Consider the following 19,346-nt stretch of genomic DNA (forward strand, 5'->3'; position numbering starts at 1 on the left):
GGGGAAATTGCATCCGGCACGCTCGTCTAATCTGACGAAGCTGGCTTGATTGCCCGTCCAGATGGCGTCTGCGGGTGTGCCGGCCGCACGATTGAGCGCCAGCGTCCCTCCAGGCTGATAGCGGCGACGCTGGTCAGCACGATCACCGCACCCAGCATCACCTGCAGGGTCACCTGTTCACCGAGCAGCGTGGCGGCCATCACCATGGCAACCGGCGGAATCAGGTACATCGCCACCGAAGCGCGGCTGACTTCGACGTGCTTGAGCACATAACCCCAGGCCAGATAGGCCAACGCACTGGGAAAAATACCCAACACCAGCACCGCGAGGTTCTCCCGCAACGGCGCCTGCACGATAGCGGCAGGCAGGCCCGGCAGGTTCACGCACAGCATCAAGGTGCCGGACCAGACCATGTAGCACGCCATCGTCAATGGACTGTAGCGATGGGCGAAATGCCTCTGGATGGCGAAGTACACGCTCCATGAGCAGGCCGCCAGCAGGATCAACAAGCCGCGCGGGTCGATATCGCCTACACCATGATCGCCCCAGATCACCACCAGCACGCCGGCCAACCCCAACAGTACACAGCTCCAACGCCAGATGCTGACGCGCTCCTGCAAACAGAAAAAAGCGATCAACACACTGAACAGCGGCGCCGACTGTGCCAACACACTCGACGCCGCCGCTGTCACCCATTGCTGCCCGTGATTGAGGCTGGTGTGGTGCAGGAACACCCCGAAGAAACCCAGCACCAGCAGCCACGGCAGGTCGCGCACCTGGGGCCGGCCAATGCCGACTACCCAGGCCACAGCCGCCATGAATAGCGACGCAATCAAGAAACGCAGCAGCGCCAATTGGCCAGGGCTGTAGCTGTGCAGCCCCATATGCACGCCTATGGGTGAATAAGCCCAACAGAGGATGACGCTGGCAATGACTAGCGTAAGCTTGAGCGGTGACGGGGTACTCATCGATGGCATCCATAAAAGAAGGAGTGCCGTCAGTCTTGGCCCGGGCCAGGCGTAGGACAATTAAGCGTTTCTGACTTCTGAAATCACTGGAACTGAGCAATGGAACTGGCCCAACTGAAAATGGTGCGAGCCGTGGCGCAAACCGGCAGCGTGGCCCAGGCCGCCCTGCAACTGCACTGTGTGCCGTCCAACATCACCACCCGCATCAAGCAGCTGGAAAGTGAGTTGGGCACACCGTTGTTTATCCGCGCCGGCCGCGGGCTGGCGATCAGTGCTGCGGGTGAGATCTTCCTGGATTACTGCGAGCGCATCCTGGCGTTGGTGGATGAGTCCAAGCGTGCGGTGGATGCCAGCGCGATTCCCCGTGGCACCTTGCGCATCGGCGCGGTGGAATCCAGCGCCAGCGGCCGCCTGCCGCCGCTGTTGGCGGAGTATCACCGGCGTTATCCCGAGGTCAGCCTGGAGTTGGTGACCGGCGCCTGGGCGCAACTGCTGGACGACCTGCAACACCATCGTCTGGATGTGGCCCTCGTGGCCGCCAGTGGCAAACACACAAAGCTGGTGCACAGCGTGGTCTACAGCGAACGCCTGGTGCTGATCGCCAGCGCGTGCAGCGCGCCCATCCACAGCCCCGAAGACCTGGCTGGCCGCACATTATTGGTGTGGCCGCCCGGCTGCCCCTACCGCGCAGCACTGGAAAACTGGCTCAAGCCCCAGGACTTCAAGCCAGCGATTGCCAGCTATACCAGCTGGGGCACGATCATCGGCTGCGTCAGCGCGGGGATTGGCGTGGCTTTGGCGCCGGAGGGCATCCTGGCGCGTTATGAGCAGGCCAATCAGCTGGCATCGTATAGGTTCGACGAACTGGCAGCGGTAGACAACTTGCTGTTCTGGCACAAAGATACCCAGCGGCATCTGGCACGGGATGCATTCTCCGGGCTACTGCGCGAAACCTTCGGCTAACACCGCCAAAATGTGGGAGGGGGCTTGCTCCCGATAGCGGTGGGTCAATCAATATAGGTGCTAGCTGACCCTTCCTCATCGGGAGCAAGCCCCCTCCCACATTTCAGAGCTTCTCAGAGCTTCGGTGCAGCCAACCGTGTGTACTGGCCCTGGCTGATCCAGCCCGTGAAGGAACGGTCGTGCGCATTGATAAACTCCACCTGCGCCCAGCCGTCCTTGAACGCCAGCACACCCACTACATCACCCTTGACGATATAGGGACGCTTGACCGCCTTGGCCCCCGGAGTTTTCAGCAGGTAAGCCTTGTCGGCAGACACCGTCACCAGCCCGATCCACTTTTTGCTGGCAGTCTGGGTCAGGTCCAGACCCGTGGCGATTTCCGGCATCAACACGTTGATGCAGCCGGGGTGTTGCCGGCCCTGCTCCACTGTCAGGACCACACCGTCGGACGCCACTGCCACACTCCCAGGGTAGGCAGCATCCAGCCAGGTGGTAAGCGTCTCTGGCTTGCCTTGCAGGTAGAAGGTGCAACGGCGGCTAACGCCCTCGCCCATCGCTTCGGAATAAAAGCCTTCAACCTGGTTACCGGGCGTCACCGCCAGCATCAACCCTTCGTACTTGCCTGAATGCAAAGCGGCCGAACCAGCAAACGCGGGGGCCACGGCGCACAACGACAGCATTCCCATCGCCAGAAAACGAATCATCTTATTTCTTCCCTTCAAAGGCTTCGTAGGCTTGTTTCATCAGCACGTCATAGTTGCCGTAGTCCTCGCCGTTATAGTTACGAGCCATGGCTGTGAAATCCTTGTTTTTCATCGCACTCATCAGCGCCGTGCTCTTGCTGCAAAAACTGAGGTAGGCCTTGAGTTGATTACCGGCGTTTACTTTTAACGCCGCTGCAAACTCGAACACCGTCTTGAACCCGCACGACGCGAAGTTGAACCCCATGACCTGAAACATCCCCCAGGACGCCGACATCAGTGCCGCTTCTTGGTCGAGAGCAAAAGCGGTGGCCATGGTTTCCCAGGCCTTGACCTGGTCCTTGTTGTTGGTCTGCCACTGCGGCCCGGCTTTTTTCTTGTAGACGTACGACAGCAGCGGGTGCGACTGGTCGTAGATATGCTTGGTGTACTTGCGAAAGTGATGACCTTCGAAGGCGATGATCGGCAGCTTGGCCGGCCCGAACCCCACCTTCCCGCCCGACTCGATGGTGGCGAACGCCTTGACCACATTCACCGAGATGCCGTTTCCCAATTGCTTGGCAGCATTCTGGAAGTCCGTATCGCTCAGCGTCGTGCCGCCGTCGCAGGTGGCCTGCAGCATTAATTGGCGGTTGCGCCGCTCAGCCTCGATCACCGCACGCACCTGGTTCAGGTAGACGTTGACCGTGGCTTGCACCGCATCGACGTTGTTATTGCCCAATGCGTTGAGAAAGCTCGGAATACGCATGGTCGGGAAGGCCCGTACCGGGACTTTCACCGCCTCCTCGATCAAGCTGTTGAACGTACGCCCCGTGGGGTCGATCACCCCATCGGGATGAGCATATTTGAGATGGCGGAATTGATACTGGCTGATGCACTGCACCAACTGGCCATCGCACTTGCCGTTTTCCAGCAAGGCAAAGCCCATTTTGGGAATGATCAGGTTGAATAAATATTGGATGCACTGCACATCGGCGGGCAAGTTGCGGGCTTTGCCGGGAGCGCCGACTGAGGCACTGATAAGTCGAGGCAACCCTTGCAGGCTTTTCATGACAGACATCCTTGTAAGTTAGAGAAGCGATAGCACTTCAATATCAAGTCCATGCCCTTGTCATGCTCTGAAACAAGTGGCCGGCGCAAGCTAACAAGGCGGTCTAGGGGTTGTCCAGAGGGCTTTTCCAAAGTTGTGAAACAGCTGGATTAAATCCTTCAGTAACCGTGTAATTCGCGGGTTTTCTGATACTTGTGATAGTCGAGCCACTCAACCACATCGTAGGGCAGATAGAGCTGCTGGGTTGCTCGCGAAATTGCGATATACACCGCACACAGTCGCTGGTCGAACGCGTAGGCATCCTGGAACTTTACGTTGGTCAACAACGCTGGTGTGAGCAACACCCGGTTGAACTCCATGCCACCGGCGTCTTGCGCCAACATCAAGAGGCAGCGCTCATCCGGATGACCGCTTTGCCTGTTCAAGCGCGTGACATCCGCCAGATTAAAGCCTTTTTGCAGCTCAGCTTCGACCCAGAGAAACGCCTCATCGAACTGGCAGGCCTCGCGTACTTGCTGCCAATCGGCCATATCGCTGAAAAACGGGTGGGGCCCGCTGTCATTGAACTCGCTGCTGTAGAAGTCAGGCTTGAACAACGCGACCACGGTGTCCATAAAATACTTGAGCGACTGCTGCGCTTCTTTACCGGCCAGGCTGAACGCACAACGGGCTTCGCTCAACTGGATGGCCCACTTCATTGTGTCCCAGTGGGATGCGGTCAATACCACGCAGCCTTGCGGCGGTACAAAGCCCAGCGGATAAAACTCGATACCGACGTCGGCATCCCGAGCCCCCTCGAAAAGCACTTTGCTCTTATCCGAATGCTGGCTGATCAAGGGATTGACCAGGCGCTCGACATTGCGTCCGGAGCGCACGGAGTAACACACATCCGTATGGCGCACCTCACGGGCGCGCCTGACCATGACTCCACTGGCCTGCTGATACTCATCCCCCAGGGTTATCAGCACCTGCCGGCCCCGCTCGATGATTTGCAGCAGCGGCGCCGGAATATCCTGGCTCTCGTCGATAAGGACGTGGGTATAACGCTCGGGCACCACGCAGCCGGCGAGGCTGGCGCGCTTGATCATCAGCAAGGCTTCAAACCCAGTCTGGCTGCCCCAGGCCGGATTCGCTTCGAGATAGCTCCATAGCCGGCTGGCATATTCGAGCAGTGCCCTGGCATCAACGCTGGACAGCGGCTGTTTGAAATGCGGCAAGTGCTTCGCCGACAGGCTGTATTCCCAGGAGCGGCAGTAGGCTTGCAATACGTTGAGGCAAACGTCGACCACAGCCTGCCCTTGCAGGCCACGAAAGCCGAAGATATTCAGCTCCTGAGCCAGTGCCTGCTTGCTCGGCGCCCTCACCTGCGCAGTCAGCGGCTTGGGCCTGGGCCCCTGCATCAAGGCGTGGGCGAATGCATGGAAGGTGTGCCCGGCCTTTCGCTCGCGTACGCCCACCATACGGGCACGCAGGGTTTCCAGCTTTGCCGGGGTACGCGCCAGCAACAAAGTCTTTTCCGGACGCAAGTGCTCCATCAAGGCCACCAGCAGGTGACTCTTGCCGATACCTGCATAGCCCTGAACATGCAGGTCTTCGTTCAAGTTGGCGCGGAAGGTTCTGACCAACTTGTCTTGCTCGGCACTCAACCAGCGCTCGCGATGCCTGGGCGTGACCATCTGCTTGCTGAAGGGATCATTGGTCTTGAGATGGCGGACTTTGTACTCTACGTCCCACTTGCCGCTGGGCAACAGATAGTCGCGCGCCTGCACTTCCTCCGCTAACAGAAAACGCAGCTTCAGGCTTTTGACCACATTGAGGCCGAAGTACAGCTTCCTTTGGTCGAACAGCCGCTGCGCCTCGGAGAGTAGGGAGACGCTTGCCGAATGGCTGGCCTCTACCGCCCAGTCAATCAGCTTGGCCAACACTTTTTCGGCACCATTGGCGCTCAGGTCGCTTTCGGGCACCTGCGCCAGGTTCTGGATCACCAGCACCGCCGCCAACTCCGGCTCACTCAGGGCTACCAGCGCTGCTGCACCGTCACCGCTCAGCAAACCCGCACAGGCTTGCTCGGTGATCGGCAAGAACACAGGGCTGGACAAATCAAAATGTTCCGAGTGCATACAGCCTCGTAGCCAGGGGAAAGACACGCTTGGGAGTATGCCACTAGTCGTGGAGTGGCCGTCGTGCACTGTGCGATAAGGGTCACAGATGACTGGCTGACTATATGGATTCAGGAATAGGTAAAACAGAAGGGAGCGTTATGGAGGCAACCCCACCAGCCACACCCCGGCACACAATGTTCCCGCTGTGGCTGCTGCCTTCCGGCTCTGACCAGGTTCACGGGTAATCGTTGCGGGGGGACCGATGGGGTCACCATAACGACGCAAGCCTCTCGGCAAGCCGCGCCATTGTACCGATCTGATCGGAAGTTACAACCGTAAAAAATGAGAAGCTTCAAGTACTTGCCATGGCCCTCTGCAATTACCCCTCCCACAGGGGCAATCACTGAGCCTGCAGAACCTCGTCCGCTCTGCCACCCTCTTCCTGGATGACCAGGTGGATAAAGTGCAACTTGGCTATCACCCCCGGCGGCAGCACGAAGGGGTAGAAATCCGGCTGGCCCATGGCACGGGACAGTTCGTTGAGCATACCGGCCAGCTCGATCCAGGCATTGACGAACGAGAGGAACGCCGGGCCGCCGGGGTGTGCCGGGTCATACAGAGTTGTCAGCGGGAACGGCTGGTAGTCCAGGTCCATCTCGCGGGCGCTCATGCCAAAGCCCAACGCGGTGTCCACCGCGTCCATCATGTGCAGGTAATGGGCCCAGGTTTCAGCCCAGTCTTCCCAGGGATGCATGGTGGCGTAGGCGCTGACGCAGGTTTGCTGCCAATCCGGACGCGGGCCGTTCTGATAATGCTGGTCGAGCGCTTCGGCGTAACTGGCGCGCTCATCGCCGAACAAGGTGCGAAAAGCGTCAAGCCAGTGGCTGTTGGCAATCAGCCGATCCCAGTAATAGTGGCCGACTTCATGGCGAAAATGACCGAGCAAGGTGCGGTAAGGCTCACGCATCTGTACGCGGACTTTTTCGCGGTGAGCATCGTCGGCTTCCTTGATATCGAGGGTGATCAGGCCGTTGGCATGGCCAGTGGTCGGCGCATTGCCTGCCAGGTCAGTCCCGATGAAGTCGAAGGCCAGCCCGGTGTCTTCGTCAACGCTCTTGGGCACCACCTGCAGGCCCAGGCTGATCAGTTGTGCCACCAGCCGACGCTTGGCAGTTTCGACCTTGCGCCAGCGTTCGGGGTTTTCCGGGATGGATAGATCAGGAATTGTGCGATTCAGGCTACAGGCCACGCACAGCGACGCAGTGCTGTGGGCGGGGATCAGCCAGTTGCACGCGGCCGGTGAGTCGAGGTTGGCGCAGCGACGCCAGGTGCCGGCATCGGGCGCGTCATCCGCCAGCCAAGTGTCAACGACAGGGCCGGGTTGCAGGGAAGACAGACGGCTTTGCTGCGGCAGATAACCCAGCACCGCCTGGCAGGCCAGACATTGGCTGTTGCGAAAGAATAAAGACTGGCCGCAGCGGCATTGCCACACCTTGCTGTTGCGCGAGGTTTGAGCCATGAACGGGGCGGCGATGCGCGAACTGAGTTGCTCGAAGTAACGGAACATGGCGGGCTCTCCCTGGGGTGACAGAGACTAGATCATTTCTCGCTCGAGATCGTTCCGCTTTCTTGAGGGGCTGCTGCGCAGCCCGACAGGAGCAAGCTCCCTCGCCACAGGAAGAGGTCAGACGCTGATGTTGTGGCTGGCCAGGAAGGCGACGAAGGCCTCCTCATCCAGCACTTTAAGGCCCAGCTCGCTGGCCTTGGCCAATTTGGAACCGGCTCCCGGCCCGGCGACCACGCAGTGGGTTTTCGCCGAGACGGAACCGGCCACCTTGGCGCCCAGGCTTTCGAGCTTGTCCTTGGCGACGTCGCGGCTCATCAACTCCAGGGAGCCGGTGAGTACCCAGGTGTGCCCGGCTTCGGGCAAGCCTTCAACGACCTTTTTCTCGCTCTGCCAGTGCATGCCGAAGTCCTTGAGCTGCTGCTCGATGGCCAGGGCATGATGGGCGTTGTCAGGGTTGTCGAAGAATTCGCGCACGGCCTTGGCTTGCTTCTCGGGCAGGGCCTGGCGCATATCCAGCCAATCGGCCTTGATCACGCCTTCCAGCGAACCGAACTTGTCTGCCAGTTTCTGCGCAGCTCCCGGCCCGACGGAAGGTACATGCAGCTTGTCGAGCAAGCCGCCCAAGGTGGTGCTGGCGGCGAATTCTGCGCTGAGTTCGCCTTGCTCCTGCAATTGCAGGCCGCATTCGTCCGGCGACAACAGTGCACCGATCACATCCTGGTTATGGCTGTCTTCAAAGAAGCTATGAATCTCGTGCGCCACTTCCAGGCCGACGTCGGGCAAGTAGGTCAGCACTTCAGGCAAAGCCTTCTGCACACGCTCCAGGGACGCCAGCGAGCGTGCCAGCACCTTGGCGGTCTCTTCGCCCACATCGGGAATACCCAGGGCGTAGATAAAACGCGCCAGGGTCGGGGTCTTGCTGTTTTCGATGGCGCTGATCAGCTTCTTGCTGGAGATATCGGCAAAGCCTTCCAGGTCGATGATCTGTTCGTACTTGAGCTTGTAGAGGTCTGCCGGCGAACCGATGAGTTTCTCATCCACCAATTGCTCGATGGTCTTGTCGCCCAGGCCGTCGATGTCCATGGCACGCCGCGAGACGAAATGGATGATCGCCTGCTTGAGCTGCGCGCCACAGGCCAGGCGCCCGACGCAACGGTACACCGCGCCTTCGCTGACGGTTTCCTTGCCTTTGCTGCGCTTGACCAGTTGCGTGCGCTCCACATGGGAGCCGCACACCGGGCAGTTCTCGGGGATCTGCACCGCACGGGCGTGCTCCGGGCGACGCTCGGTGACCACCGAGACCACCTGCGGAATCACATCACCGGCGCGGCGGATGATCACCGTGTCACCGATCATCAGCCCCAGGCGCGCCACTTCGTCCATGTTGTGCAGGGTCGCGTTGGACACCGTCACGCCAGCCACCTTGACCGGCTTCAAGCGCGCCACCGGGGTCACAGCACCGGTACGGCCGACCTGGAATTCCACGTCGAGCAACTCGGTCAGCTCTTCCATCGCCGGAAATTTATGCGCAATCGCCCAACGCGGCTCGCGGGCGCGGAAGCCCAGTTCACGCTGGGACGCGATGCTGTTGACCTTGAACACCACGCCGTCGATTTCATAGCCCAGCGCATTACGGCGCTCGCCAATGTCGCGGTAGTAGTCCAGGCACTCCTGGATACCCTTGGCCAACTTCAGTTCGTGGCTGATCGGCATGCCCCACTTCTGCAACTGCTTGAGGTTGCCGATATGGGTATCGCTGATATCCGCGGTCACCTGGCCGATGCCATAGCAGCAGAATTCCAGCGGGCGGCTGGCAGTGATCTTCGAGTCCAGTTGGCGCAGGCTGCCCGCCGCGGCGTTGCGCGGGTTGGCGAAGGTCTTGCCGCCAACTTCCAGCTGCGAGGCATTCAGGCGTTCGAACCCGGCCTTGGACATGAACACTTCGCCACGGACTTCCAGAGTGGCCGGCCAGCCGCTGCCGTGCAGCTTGAGCGGAATATTGCGCACGGTGCGCACGTTGACGCTGATGTCCTCACCGGTAGTGCCGTCACCCCGGGTAGCGCCGCGTACCAGTTCGCCGTCCTGATACAGCAGGCTGACCGCCAGGCCATCGAGCTTTGGCTCGCAGCTGTACTCCACTGCCGCACCCGCGCCAAACAGATCGCCTACCGGCAGGTCGAGGCCCTCGGTCACCCGGCGATCAAACTCCAGCATGGTGGTTTCATCAAAGGCGTTGCCCAGGCTGAGCATCGGGATCTCATGCTTGACCTGGGTGAATGCCGACAGCGCCGCACTGCCGACCCGCTGTGTCGGTGAATCACGCGTCACCAGCTCCGGATGCTCGGCTTCCAGGGCCTTGAGCTCGTGGAACAAGCGATCGTACTCGGCGTCCGGAATGCTCGGCTCGTCAAGCACGTGGTAGCGATAGTTGTGCTGATCCAGTTCAGCGCGCAGTTCGAGAATGCGGGTGTGGGCGGCGGTCATGGGTGTTCTCTCATAAAGCAAAAGAGCAGCCGAAGCTGCTCAATATGTTAGTGCATGGATTCTACAGACAACGCTTATGATCGAACCTCAGCGTTTCTGTGTCAGGGCACGACGCTCGAACTCGACGATGCGCTGACGATAATGCTCGATGGTCTGGGCGGTCAGGACGCTGCGCTGGTCGTCCTTGAGCTCGCCGTTCAATTCCTGGGACAGCTTGCGAGCTGCGGCCACCATCACATCAAACGCTTGCTTGGGGTGACGCGGGCCTGGCAAACCGAGGAAGAAACTCACCGCCGGGGTGCTGAACAGGTCGATATCGTCCAGATCGAAAGTGCCGGGTTTGACCGCATTGGCCATGGAGAACAGCACTTCGCCATTACCGGCCATGCTCTCGTGACGGTGGAATATATCCATCTCGCCAAAGCGCAGGCCGCTCTCAAGGATGTTCTGCAACAGCGCAGGGCCCTTGAAGCCACCGGCATCGCGGCAGATCACACTGATAACCAGGACTTCCTCGGCGGCCGGCTGATCGTTTACCGATTGGCGTGGCGCGCTTTTGGTCGGAGTCTCGTCGGGGAAGTCGTCATCACGGCTGCTGAAGCTCGGGCCGTCATCGACGTCGAGGTTCAGGTCACCTTGATGCGGCTCGGCAACCGCCGCGCCACCACGCTTGCCGCGCTTGGAGGACGGCTCGCGGGCTTCCCGCAACGGCGCAATCATTGACGGCAAATCATGCTCGTCCAGTTGCGGCTCTTTGTGGGTATCCAGCACACGGGGCGGCCCCAGCAGCTCGGCGGCGCCGTCGTCGTCAGGCAAGTTGGACAGGTTTCGGTCCAAGCGGAACTTGAGCTTGCCCTTGCCACCGCGCATGCGGCGCCAGCCATCGAAAAGAATACCGGCAATGACAATGATGCCGATGACGATCAGCCACTCGCGCAGACCGATTTCCATGTAATCCCGTGCCTCTAATAAAAAATGCTGAAAAATAAGGGGTTTAGCACCGTGCAAACCGCTTTAAAACGTGGCGCCAACTCTATGTTCTGACTGACGTTTTGCCCACGCATACGAAAAATTGACATTAAACTAGCACGACCAAAGATAACTTTACACCGTCTGTCAAAATGCCTTGAACAAATATGTCCATTTGCCACTTTCGCCAGACCGGTAAATCGCCCTACGACGTGCCGTAAATTCTCTCTCCTGGCATGGTTCAGGATTCCACCATTGCCATCGCCTCTTCCACATCCACTGCGACCAAACGCGAACAGCCCGGCTCGTGCATCGTGACCCCCATCAACTGGTCCGCCATTTCCATGGCGATCTTGTTGTGGGTGATGTAGATGAACTGCACAGTCTGGGACATCTCTTTGACCAACCGAGCGTAGCGTCCAACGTTAGCGTCATCCAGCGGCGCGTCAACTTCGTCGAGCATACAGAACGGCGCCGGGTTCAACTTGAAGATGGCAAATACCAGGGCCAATGCGGTCAGGGCTTTTTCGCCACCGGACAACAAATGGATGGTGCTGTTCTTCTTGCCCGGAGGCCGCGCCATGATCGTTACCCCTGTATCGAGTAGATCTTCGCCCGTCAGTTCCAAGTAGGCACTGCCACCACCGAAAACTTTTGGGAATAACGCCTGTAAACCGCCATTAATCTGATCAAAGGTATCTTTGAAGCGGTTGCGGGTTTCCTTGTCGATCTTGCGGATCACGTTTTCCAGGGTGTCCAGGGCTTCGACCAGATCGGCATCCTGAGCATCCAGATAACGTTTGCGCTCGGACTGCTGCTGGTACTCATCGATCGCCGCAAGGTTGATGGCGCCAAGGCGTTGAATGCGCGCGGCAATCCGCTCAAGTTCTTCTTCGGCGTCCTTCTCGTTGGCCTGGGCGGTCAGGGTGTTGAGCACGCCATGCAGGTCATAACCGTCTTCGAGCAACTGGTCCTGCAAGGTCTTGCGGCGCACGGTGAGGGCTTGCCACTCCATGCGCTGTTGTTCGAGTTGGCCGCGGATCAATTGGGATTGCTGCTCGGCCATCGTACGGCGCTTTTCAGCGTCACGCAGTTCGCGGTCGGCATCTTCCAGGGCGATCTGCGCGGTCTTGAGCTCTACGTCGACGGTCATGCGCTTGTCGAGCAGTTCCTCAAGCTTGAGGCGCAGCTCTTCCAACGGCGCCTCGCCCTCCTCCAGGTTGAGGCTCAGTTGCTCACGTTTTTCGGTGAGGCGTTCGGACTGCATCTCCAGGCGCTCAAGGGCCTGGCGCGTGGAATCATGCTGGGCCCGCAGAGAGCCCAGGCGCACCGCCAACTGGTGAGCGTGATCCTTGTGCTGGCGAGCTTCCTGGCGCACGCGGTCGAGGCGTTCGCGCAGGCTGTCACGCTGGGCCAGCAGCAACTCGCGCTGCTCGGTATCCAGCGCCATGCTGTCGAGGGCTTCCTGCAATTGCAGGCGCGCTTCGCCAACCTGCTCATGTTCAAGGGCGCGCTGTTCGCCCATCTCGGCCACTTCTTCGTCAAGGCGGGTGCGGCGCAGGGTCAGTTGTTCGACCTTGGCTTTGCTCGCCGACAGTTGGGCTTTCAATTCGCCTTGCTGGCGCGCTTCGTCTTGCAACAAGCGGCGCAGGTGTTCGCGGCCGGTCTCTTGCTGGCGCTGGGTGGCGCGCAGGGTTTGCAGTTCGGTTTCCAGGCTTTCGAGGGTGGCTTCGCGCTCTTCGCGTTCGGCGATCAGGTTGACGATTTCCTGGCCGCGGGCCAATACGCCACTTTCCGCTTCGCTGGCACGGCGCACGCGCAGGAAATGTCGGCCGATCCAATAACCGTCGCGACTGATCAGGCTTTCGCCGGCGCTCAGTTGACCGCGCTGGGCCAGGGCCTGTTCAAGTGACTCAACCGGCTTGACCTGGCCCAGCCATGGCGACAAATCAATCGCCGCCTCGACCTTGTCCAGCAGGCTGCCCGGTACCCGCGTGCCGTCGGCCGCCGGGCTGAGCAAACGCAAATCGCCCTGGGCGAAACCGGCCAGGTCGAAGCCGCCAAAATCGTCCACCAGCACCGCTTGCAGATCGGCGCCGAGCACGGTTTCCACCGCCAGCTCCCAACCGGCTTCTACCTTCAAGCCTTCGGCCAGGCGCGGGCGCTCAGCCAGATGCTGGTCGCGCAGCCACTCGGCGGTGCCGGTGCCAGGGTCCAGCGCAGCTTGCTGCAAGGCTTCAAGAGATGCCAGGCGCCCATTGAGCCGTTGCAGATCGCCCTGGGCCTGCTGCTGCGCCTGGGTTGCCGTATGCAGTTGCTGACGCAATTGCTCCAGGCGTTCCACCTGTTGTTCCTCGCTGGCTTCCAACTCTTCCAGCGTCATTTCGCTTTCGGCCAGTTGCTCGCTCAGCGCCATGATCGCCGCGTCTTCGGGGTCGGCGGCGAGCAATACACGTTCTTCCTGCAGGCGACGCTGGCGTTCGGCCAGGCGCTCCATGCTGGTATCCAGTTGCTGAATGCGCGACTGCTGCACCTCGGCCTGGCGACGCGGCTCGGCCGATCGCAGGTTGAAGGTATCCCACTGCTCCTGCCAGGCGTGCATGGTGGTTTCGGATTCTTCCAGCGCGGCGGCGGCCTCTTCGGCGGCGGCGTTGGTGATTTCCTGCTCGGGGGTGAGCATGTCCAGCTCTTCGCCGAGGGTCAGCAGCAAGGTGCGGTCATGACCCAGGTGCGACTCGGTTTCCAGGCGAGCGCGCTCGGCCTCCTTCAAGTCATCCTGCAACTGGCGCAAACGCTGCTGGCCGTGCTGGATGCTCTGCTCGACCCGAGCGATATCGCCCCCCACCGAATAGAAGCGGCCCTGCACCAGATTGAAGCGTTCGGACAGTTCATGGTGCCCGTCACGCAAGCGTTCGATGCTGGCGTCAGCATTGCGTTGCTCGGCCACCAGCGCCTCAAAGCTGACCTCCTGGGTGCCAATGATCGCTTCGCGCTGGCCCACTTGATCGTTCAGTGCCTGCCAACGCAGGGCCGACAGTTGCGCCTTGAGCTGGCGCTCTTCGCCCTTGTATTCCTGATACTTCTCGGCGGCCTGGGCCTGGCGGTGCAGACGCTCCAACTGGCGCTCCAGCTCTTCGCGCAGGTCGGTCAGGCGGGCGAGGTTTTCATGGGTACGGCGGATGCGGTTTTCAGTTTCGCGGCGGCGCTCCTTGTACTTGGAGATGCCGGCTGCTTCTTCGATAAAGTTGCGCAGGTCTTCGGGCTTGGCTTCGATCAGCTTGGAGATCATGCCCTGTTCGATGATCGAATAGCTGCGCGGGCCCAAACCTGTGCCGAGGAAAATATCGGTGATGTCCCGGCGGCGACACTTGGTGCCGTTGAGGAAGTAACTGTTCTGGCTGTCGCGCGTCACTTTGCGGCGAATGGAGATCTCTGCGTAGGCGGCGTATTCGCCGACCAGGGTACCATCAGAGTTGTCGAACACCAGTTCGATGCTGGCCTGGCTCACCGGCTTGCGGCTGGTGGAGCCGTTAAAGATGACATCGGTCATCGACTCGCCACGCAGGTTCTTCGCCGAGCTCTCGCCCATCACCCAGCGTACGGCGTCGATGATGTTCGACTTGCCGCAGCCATTGGGTCCCACTACCGCTGCCATGTTGCTGGGGAAGTTCACGGTAGTCGGGTCGACGAAGGATTTGAACCCCGCCAACTTGATGCACTTGAGCCGCACGCTTAGGCGTCCGCCAACGCAGCGATGACCAGCGAGCTACTGCGCTGGCAGTAGGCCGACAGCACCAGGCGAATCTGCACCAGATCACGGGCGAGCACCGCGGCGAGCAATTGCTCGAACAGTGCCTGGAACTCGCTCATGGACGCCTTGCGCTGATCCAGGGCCAGGTAATAAGCGCGGTTCATCGCCGGCTGCAGGTTTTCAACGGTTTCCTGCAAATACGGGTTGTTGGCGAAGGGATACGCGGCGCGCATCACGCTGAAGCTTTCTTCGACGAAGGCGCGGATGTCCTCGCGCTCCAAGCTCAGCTGCAGGCGTTGCTGGATCTGCAGGAACGGCGCCATATCGGCCTGGGTCTGCCAGCCTTCGGCCACTGCATTGCCGAGCAGGATGTACATCTCGCCCATCAACGTACACAGGCTCTGCACCTTGTGCGCGGTGAGCTCGGTAACGTGGGCGCCACGGCGCGGCAGGATCGCGATCAGATGGCGGCGTTCGAGGATCAGCAAGGCTTCGCGCACGGAACCGCGACTGACGTTGAGCGCCAGCGTGACCTTCTGTTCCTGGATCCGCTCCCCAGGCTTGAGTTCGCCGCGAATGATACGTTCGGCGAGGTGGTGAGCGATTTGCTCGGCGAGACTGTCCGGCGCCTTGAACGTCATGTTTTCCCTTCAAAATCTTCTATCGGTACAAGCGCGGCAGTGTAGCGCATTGGCCCGCTGATGGCGCTACGCCCACCGTGGCGAATTTGGCATGAAATAAGCAACGTTAACAGCCCACACGCCGCCAAAAACACCGGTTCCAGAAGACTGAACCATAATTGAAAGTGTTGCGATCGCATTTTCTTGACCCTTAGGTCAGAAAACCATTGACCGAAAAGTCAGACATGACTAGATTCGGCGCAAAGCGGTTAACAACAATAATGAGTCTGCGAGGCCTTCCGTGATCCAGTTTTTACTCAACCAGGAACTCCGTAGCGAGCACGCCCTGGACCCCAACCTGACCGTGCTCAACTATCTGCGTGAGCATGTGGGCAAATCCGGTACCAAGGAAGGCTGCGCCAGCGGCGACTGCGGTGCGTGCACGGTGGTGGTCGGTGAGCTGCATACCGATGACCAAGGCGCCGAGCAGATTCGTTACCGCAGCCTCAATTCCTGCCTGACGTTCGTGTCGTCCCTGCACGGCAAACAACTGATCAGCGTTGAAGACCTCAAGCACCAGGGCCAACTGCACAGCGTGCAACAGGCCATGGTCGAGTGCCATGGCTCGCAGTGCGGCTTTTGCACCCCGGGTTTCGTGATGTCGTTGTTTGCCCTGCAAAAAAACAGTGACGCCCCCGACAGCCACAGAGCCCATGAAGCCCTGGCCGGCAACCTGTGCCGCTGCACAGGTTATCGCCCGATCCTGGCCGCCGCCGAACAAGCCTGCTGCAACAAGCCTCAGGATCAGTTCGACAGCCGCGAGGCCGACACCATCGCCCGCCTTAAAAGCATCGCGCCCACCCAGACCGGCGAGCTCAACAGCGGTGACAAACGCTGCCTGGTGCCCTTGACCGTCGCCGACCTGGCCGACCTCTACGACGCCTATCCGCAAGCCCGCCTGCTGGCCGGCGGCACCGACCTGGCGCTGGAAGTGACCCAGTTCCACCGCACCCTGCCAGTGATGATCTACGTCGGCAACATTGAAGACATGAAGCGCATCGAGCATTTCGACGACCGCCTGGAGATCGGCGCGGCCACCGTTCTCTCCGATTGCTACACCGCGCTACACCATGAATACCCGGACTTCGGCGAACTGCTGCAGCGCTTCGCCTCCCTGCAAATCCGCAACCAGGGCACCCTGGGCGGCAATATCGGCAACGCCTCACCGATTGGGGATTCGCCGCCACTGTTGATTGCGCTCGGCGCCCAGATCGTACTGTGCAAAGGCAACACCCGCCGCACGCTGGCGCTGGAAGACTATTTCATCGATTACCGTGTCACCGCCCGCCAGGACAGCGAGTTCATCGAGAAGATCATCGTGCCCAAGGGCCACGCACTGTTCCGTGCCTATAAGGTGTCCAAGCGCCTGGACGATGATATTTCAGCCGTGTGCGCGGCGTTCAACCTGAACATCGACAACGGTGTGATCAGCGCGGCGCGCGTTGCCTTCGGCGGCATGGCTGCCACACCAAAACGCGCAAAAAGTTGCGAGGCCGCGCTGGTGGGCGCCATCTGGAACTCGGCCACGGTCGAGAAAGCCTGCGCCGCCCTGGCACAGGACTTCACCCCGCTGTCGGACTTCCGCGCCAGCAAGGAGTATCGCCTGCTCAGCGCGCAGAACCTGCTGCGCAAATACTTCATCGAACTGCAAACGCCGCACATCGAGACTCGGGTGACCGCTTATGTCTAACCATCACGCCGTCGTAAAGACCCAGGCCGAACTTGCCGAACTGTTTGCCCGGGATCTCACCTCCGGGGTCGGGCGCAGCGTCAAGCATGACAGCGCCGCCAAGCACGTCAGCGGCGAAGCGCAGTACATCGATGACCGCCTGGAATTTCCCAACCAGTTGCACCTGTATGCGCGCCTGTCCGACCGTGCCCACGCCCGCATTCTCAGTATCGACACTGCGCCCTGCTACGCCTTCGACGGCGTGCGCATTGCGATTACCCACGAAGATGTACCGGGCCTGAAAGACATCGGGCCGTTGATGCCCGGCGACCCATTGCTGGCCATCGACACTGTGCAGTTCGTCGGCCAGGTGGTGCTGGCCGTGGCGGCCCGTGACCTGGAGACCGCGCGCAAGGCAGCGATGGCGGCAGTGATCGAATACGAAGACCTGGAGCCAGTGCTGGATGTGGTCGAGGCCTTTCGCAACAAGCATTTCGTGCTCGACAGCCACACGCACCAACGCGGCGATTCGGCGTCTGCGCTGGCGAGTGCCAAGCACCGTATCCAGGGGACCCTGCATATCGGCGGCCAGGAACACTTCTATCTGGAAACCCAGATCTCTTCGGTAATGCCCACCGAAGACGGCGGCATGATCGTCTATTGCTCTACGCAAAACCCCACCGAAGTGCAGAAGCTGGTGGCCGAAGTGCTTGACGTGTCGATGAACAAGATTGTCGTGGACATGCGTCGCATGGGCGGCGGGTTCGGCGGCAAGGAAACCCAGGCCGCCAGCCCCGCCTGCCTGTGCGCGGTGGTAGCACGCTTGACCGGCCAGCCGACCAAGATGCGTTTGCCGCGGGTTGAAGACATGCTGATGACGGGCAAGCGTCACCCGTTCTATATCGAGTACGACGTGGGCTTCGACGACAACGGTCGCCTGCACGGGATCAACCTGGAACTGGCGGGTAACTGCGGCTGCTCGCCAGACCTGTCCAACTCGATTGTCGACCGCGCGATGTTCCACGCCGACAATTCGTATTACCTGGGCGATGCGACGGTCAACGGCCATCGCTGCAAGACCAACACGGCCTCCAACACCGCCTATCGCGGCTTCGGCGGCCCCCAAGGCATGGTCGCCATCGAGGAAGTGATGGACGCCATCGCCCGCCATTTAGGCCAAGACCCACTGGCGGTACGCAAGGCCAACTACTACGGCAAGACCGAGCGCAACGTCACCCACTACTACCAGACCGTCGAGCACAACATGCTCGAAGAGATGACCGCCGAACTCGAAGCCAGCAGCCAATATGCCGAACGCCGCGAAGCGATCCGTCTGTATAACGCCCACAGCCCGATCCTGAAAAAGGGCCTGGCGCTGACCCCGGTGAAATTCGGCATTTCTTTCACCGCAAGCTTCCTGAATCAGGCCGGCGCGCTGATTCATATCTACACAGACGGCAGCATCCACCTGAACCACGGTGGCACCGAGATGGGCCAGGGCCTGAATACCAAGGTCGCGCAAGTAGTGGCGGAAGTGTTCCAGGTGGACATCGACCGCGTGCAGATCACCGCCACCAACACCGACAAGGTGCCCAACACCTCGCCCACTGCGGCTTCCAGCGGTGCCGACCTGAACGGCAAGGCGGCACAGAATGCCGCCGAGACCATCAAGCAGCGCCTGGTGGAGTTCGCTGCGCGCAAGTACGACGTCAGTGAAGCGGACGTAGAGTTCCGCAACGGCCATGTGCGTGTACGCGAGCAGATCCTGACGTTCGAAGCGTTGATCCAGCAGGCGTATTTCGGCCAGGTCTCGCTGTCGAGTACCGGTTTCTACAAGACCCCGAAAATCTTTTACGACCGCAGCCAGTCGCGCGGACGACCGTTCTACTACTACGCGTTCGGCGCCGCGTGTTGCGAAGTGATCGTCGACACCCTGACCGGCGAATACAAGATGCTGCGCACCGACATCCTCCACGATGTGGGCGCTTCGTTGAACCCGGCCATCGACATCGGCCAGGTCGAAGGCGGCTTTATCCAGGGCATGGGTTGGCTGACCATGGAAGAACTGGTGTGGAACAACAAGGGCAAGCTCATGACTAACGGCCCGGCCAGCTACAAGATCCCGGCCGTAGCGGACATGCCGCTGGACCTGCGGGTGAAACTGGTGGAGAACCGCAAGAACCCGGAGGACACAGTATTCCATTCCAAGGCCGTGGGTGAGCCGCCGTTCATGCTCGGGATTGCTTCGTGGTGCGCGATCAAAGATGCGGTGGCGAGTTTGGCTGACTATCGCCAGCAACCAAAGATCGATGCGCCGGCCACGCCCGAGCGGGTGTTGTGGGGGTGTGAGCAGATGCGGCAATTGCGCGCGGCGAAGGCTGTCGAGGCTGACACTGAATTGGCTTCGCTCTAGACCCAGGCGCTGCCATCGCGGGCAAGCC

Annotated in this window: 12 protein-coding genes and 1 other RNA gene; 3 read left to right on the plus strand and 10 right to left on the minus strand. The window is 60.4% G+C overall.

The window, feature by feature from the left end:
* Positions 1–26 precede the first annotated feature (26 nt).
* On the minus strand, positions 27–968 hold the full coding sequence (locus LJX92_RS19300) for a DMT family transporter (RefSeq protein WP_148852774.1): 942 nt from the start codon (positions 966–968) through the stop codon (positions 27–29).
* 99 nt (positions 969–1,067) lie between these two features.
* Between LJX92_RS19300 and LJX92_RS19305 the strand changes: the two genes are divergently transcribed.
* The gene (locus LJX92_RS19305) at positions 1,068–1,931 is read left to right on the plus strand and encodes a LysR family transcriptional regulator (protein WP_228308826.1); all 864 of its coding nucleotides are present in this window, start codon (positions 1,068–1,070) and stop codon (positions 1,929–1,931) included.
* A gap of 113 nt (positions 1,932–2,044) precedes the next feature.
* On the opposite strand, the gene LJX92_RS19310 is transcribed toward LJX92_RS19305, so the two are convergent.
* The 9 genes from LJX92_RS19310 to LJX92_RS19350 all read right to left on the minus strand — a co-directional run bounded on the left by LJX92_RS19310 (position 2,045) and on the right by LJX92_RS19350 (position 15,197).
* Entirely contained in the window at positions 2,045–2,635 is a 591-nt protein-coding gene (locus LJX92_RS19310; protein WP_078822042.1) for a hypothetical protein, read from the minus strand.
* A 1-nt stretch (position 2,636) separates the two neighbouring features.
* Positions 2,637–3,683 (minus strand): N-acetylmuramidase family protein, encoded by a 1,047-nt coding sequence (locus tag LJX92_RS19315; protein ID WP_032879947.1) that lies wholly within the window; start codon positions 3,681–3,683, stop codon positions 2,637–2,639.
* Between the two features lie 158 nt (positions 3,684–3,841).
* Positions 3,842–5,803 (minus strand): AAA family ATPase, encoded by a 1,962-nt coding sequence (locus tag LJX92_RS19320; RefSeq protein WP_103733636.1) that lies wholly within the window; start codon positions 5,801–5,803, stop codon positions 3,842–3,844.
* A 150-nt stretch (positions 5,804–5,953) separates the two neighbouring features.
* An RNA gene (gene ffs / locus LJX92_RS19325) (signal recognition particle sRNA small type) lies at positions 5,954–6,050 on the minus strand.
* A 135-nt stretch (positions 6,051–6,185) separates the two neighbouring features.
* Positions 6,186–7,352 (minus strand): zinc-binding metallopeptidase family protein, encoded by a 1,167-nt coding sequence (locus tag LJX92_RS19330; RefSeq protein ID WP_216091946.1) that lies wholly within the window; start codon positions 7,350–7,352, stop codon positions 6,186–6,188.
* A 117-nt stretch (positions 7,353–7,469) separates the two neighbouring features.
* A complete protein-coding gene (gene ligA, locus LJX92_RS19335; RefSeq protein ID WP_228308827.1) occupies positions 7,470–9,836 on the minus strand; it encodes an NAD-dependent DNA ligase LigA in 2,367 nt (788 codons plus the stop codon).
* A gap of 87 nt (positions 9,837–9,923) precedes the next feature.
* Entirely contained in the window at positions 9,924–10,787 is an 864-nt protein-coding gene (zipA, locus tag LJX92_RS19340) for a cell division protein ZipA (protein ID WP_228308828.1), read from the minus strand.
* 259 nt (positions 10,788–11,046) lie between these two features.
* On the minus strand, positions 11,047–14,535 hold the full coding sequence (gene smc, locus LJX92_RS19345; RefSeq protein ID WP_228308829.1) for a chromosome segregation protein SMC: 3,489 nt from the start codon (positions 14,533–14,535) through the stop codon (positions 11,047–11,049).
* Positions 14,536–14,537: 2 nt separating this feature from the next.
* A complete protein-coding gene (locus LJX92_RS19350; RefSeq protein ID WP_005790326.1) occupies positions 14,538–15,197 on the minus strand; it encodes a GntR family transcriptional regulator in 660 nt (219 codons plus the stop codon).
* Between the two features lie 280 nt (positions 15,198–15,477).
* Here LJX92_RS19350 and xdhA point away from each other — a divergent pair, with 280 nt between their 5' ends.
* Complete coding sequence (xdhA, locus tag LJX92_RS19355) at positions 15,478–16,926, plus strand: xanthine dehydrogenase small subunit (RefSeq protein ID WP_228308830.1); 1,449 nt, start codon at positions 15,478–15,480, stop codon at positions 16,924–16,926.
* On the plus strand, positions 16,919–19,318 hold the full coding sequence (gene xdhB, locus LJX92_RS19360; protein WP_103733631.1) for a xanthine dehydrogenase molybdopterin binding subunit: 2,400 nt from the start codon (positions 16,919–16,921) through the stop codon (positions 19,316–19,318). The genes xdhA and xdhB overlap by 8 nt, the downstream gene beginning before the upstream one ends.
* Positions 19,319–19,346: the final 28 nt, after the last annotated feature.

Source organism: Pseudomonas sp. HN8-3, from assembly GCF_020790195.1.
GTDB lineage: Bacteria > Pseudomonadota > Gammaproteobacteria > Pseudomonadales > Pseudomonadaceae > Aquipseudomonas > Aquipseudomonas synxantha_A.

What these genes read in the sequence shown, in the direction of transcription:
- LJX92_RS19300 (WP_148852774.1), bottom strand. Translation starts at nt 968, where the DNA reads ATGAGTACCCCGTCACCGCTCAAGCTTACGCTAGTCATTGCCAGCGTC.
- LJX92_RS19305 (WP_228308826.1), top strand. Translation starts at nt 1,068, where the DNA reads ATGGAACTGGCCCAACTGAAAATGGTGCGAGCCGTGGCGCAAACCGGC.
- LJX92_RS19310 (WP_078822042.1), bottom strand. Translation starts at nt 2,635, where the DNA reads ATGATTCGTTTTCTGGCGATGGGAATGCTGTCGTTGTGCGCCGTGGCC.
- LJX92_RS19315 (WP_032879947.1), bottom strand. Translation starts at nt 3,683, where the DNA reads ATGAAAAGCCTGCAAGGGTTGCCTCGACTTATCAGTGCCTCAGTCGGC.
- LJX92_RS19320 (WP_103733636.1), bottom strand. Translation starts at nt 5,803, where the DNA reads ATGCACTCGGAACATTTTGATTTGTCCAGCCCTGTGTTCTTGCCGATC.
- LJX92_RS19330 (WP_216091946.1), bottom strand. Translation starts at nt 7,352, where the DNA reads ATGTTCCGTTACTTCGAGCAACTCAGTTCGCGCATCGCCGCCCCGTTC.
- ligA (WP_228308827.1), bottom strand. Translation starts at nt 9,836, where the DNA reads ATGACCGCCGCCCACACCCGCATTCTCGAACTGCGCGCTGAACTGGAT.
- zipA (WP_228308828.1), bottom strand. Translation starts at nt 10,787, where the DNA reads ATGGAAATCGGTCTGCGCGAGTGGCTGATCGTCATCGGCATCATTGTC.
- LJX92_RS19350 (WP_005790326.1), bottom strand. Translation starts at nt 15,197, where the DNA reads ATGACGTTCAAGGCGCCGGACAGTCTCGCCGAGCAAATCGCTCACCAC.
- xdhB (WP_103733631.1), top strand. Translation starts at nt 16,919, where the DNA reads ATGTCTAACCATCACGCCGTCGTAAAGACCCAGGCCGAACTTGCCGAA.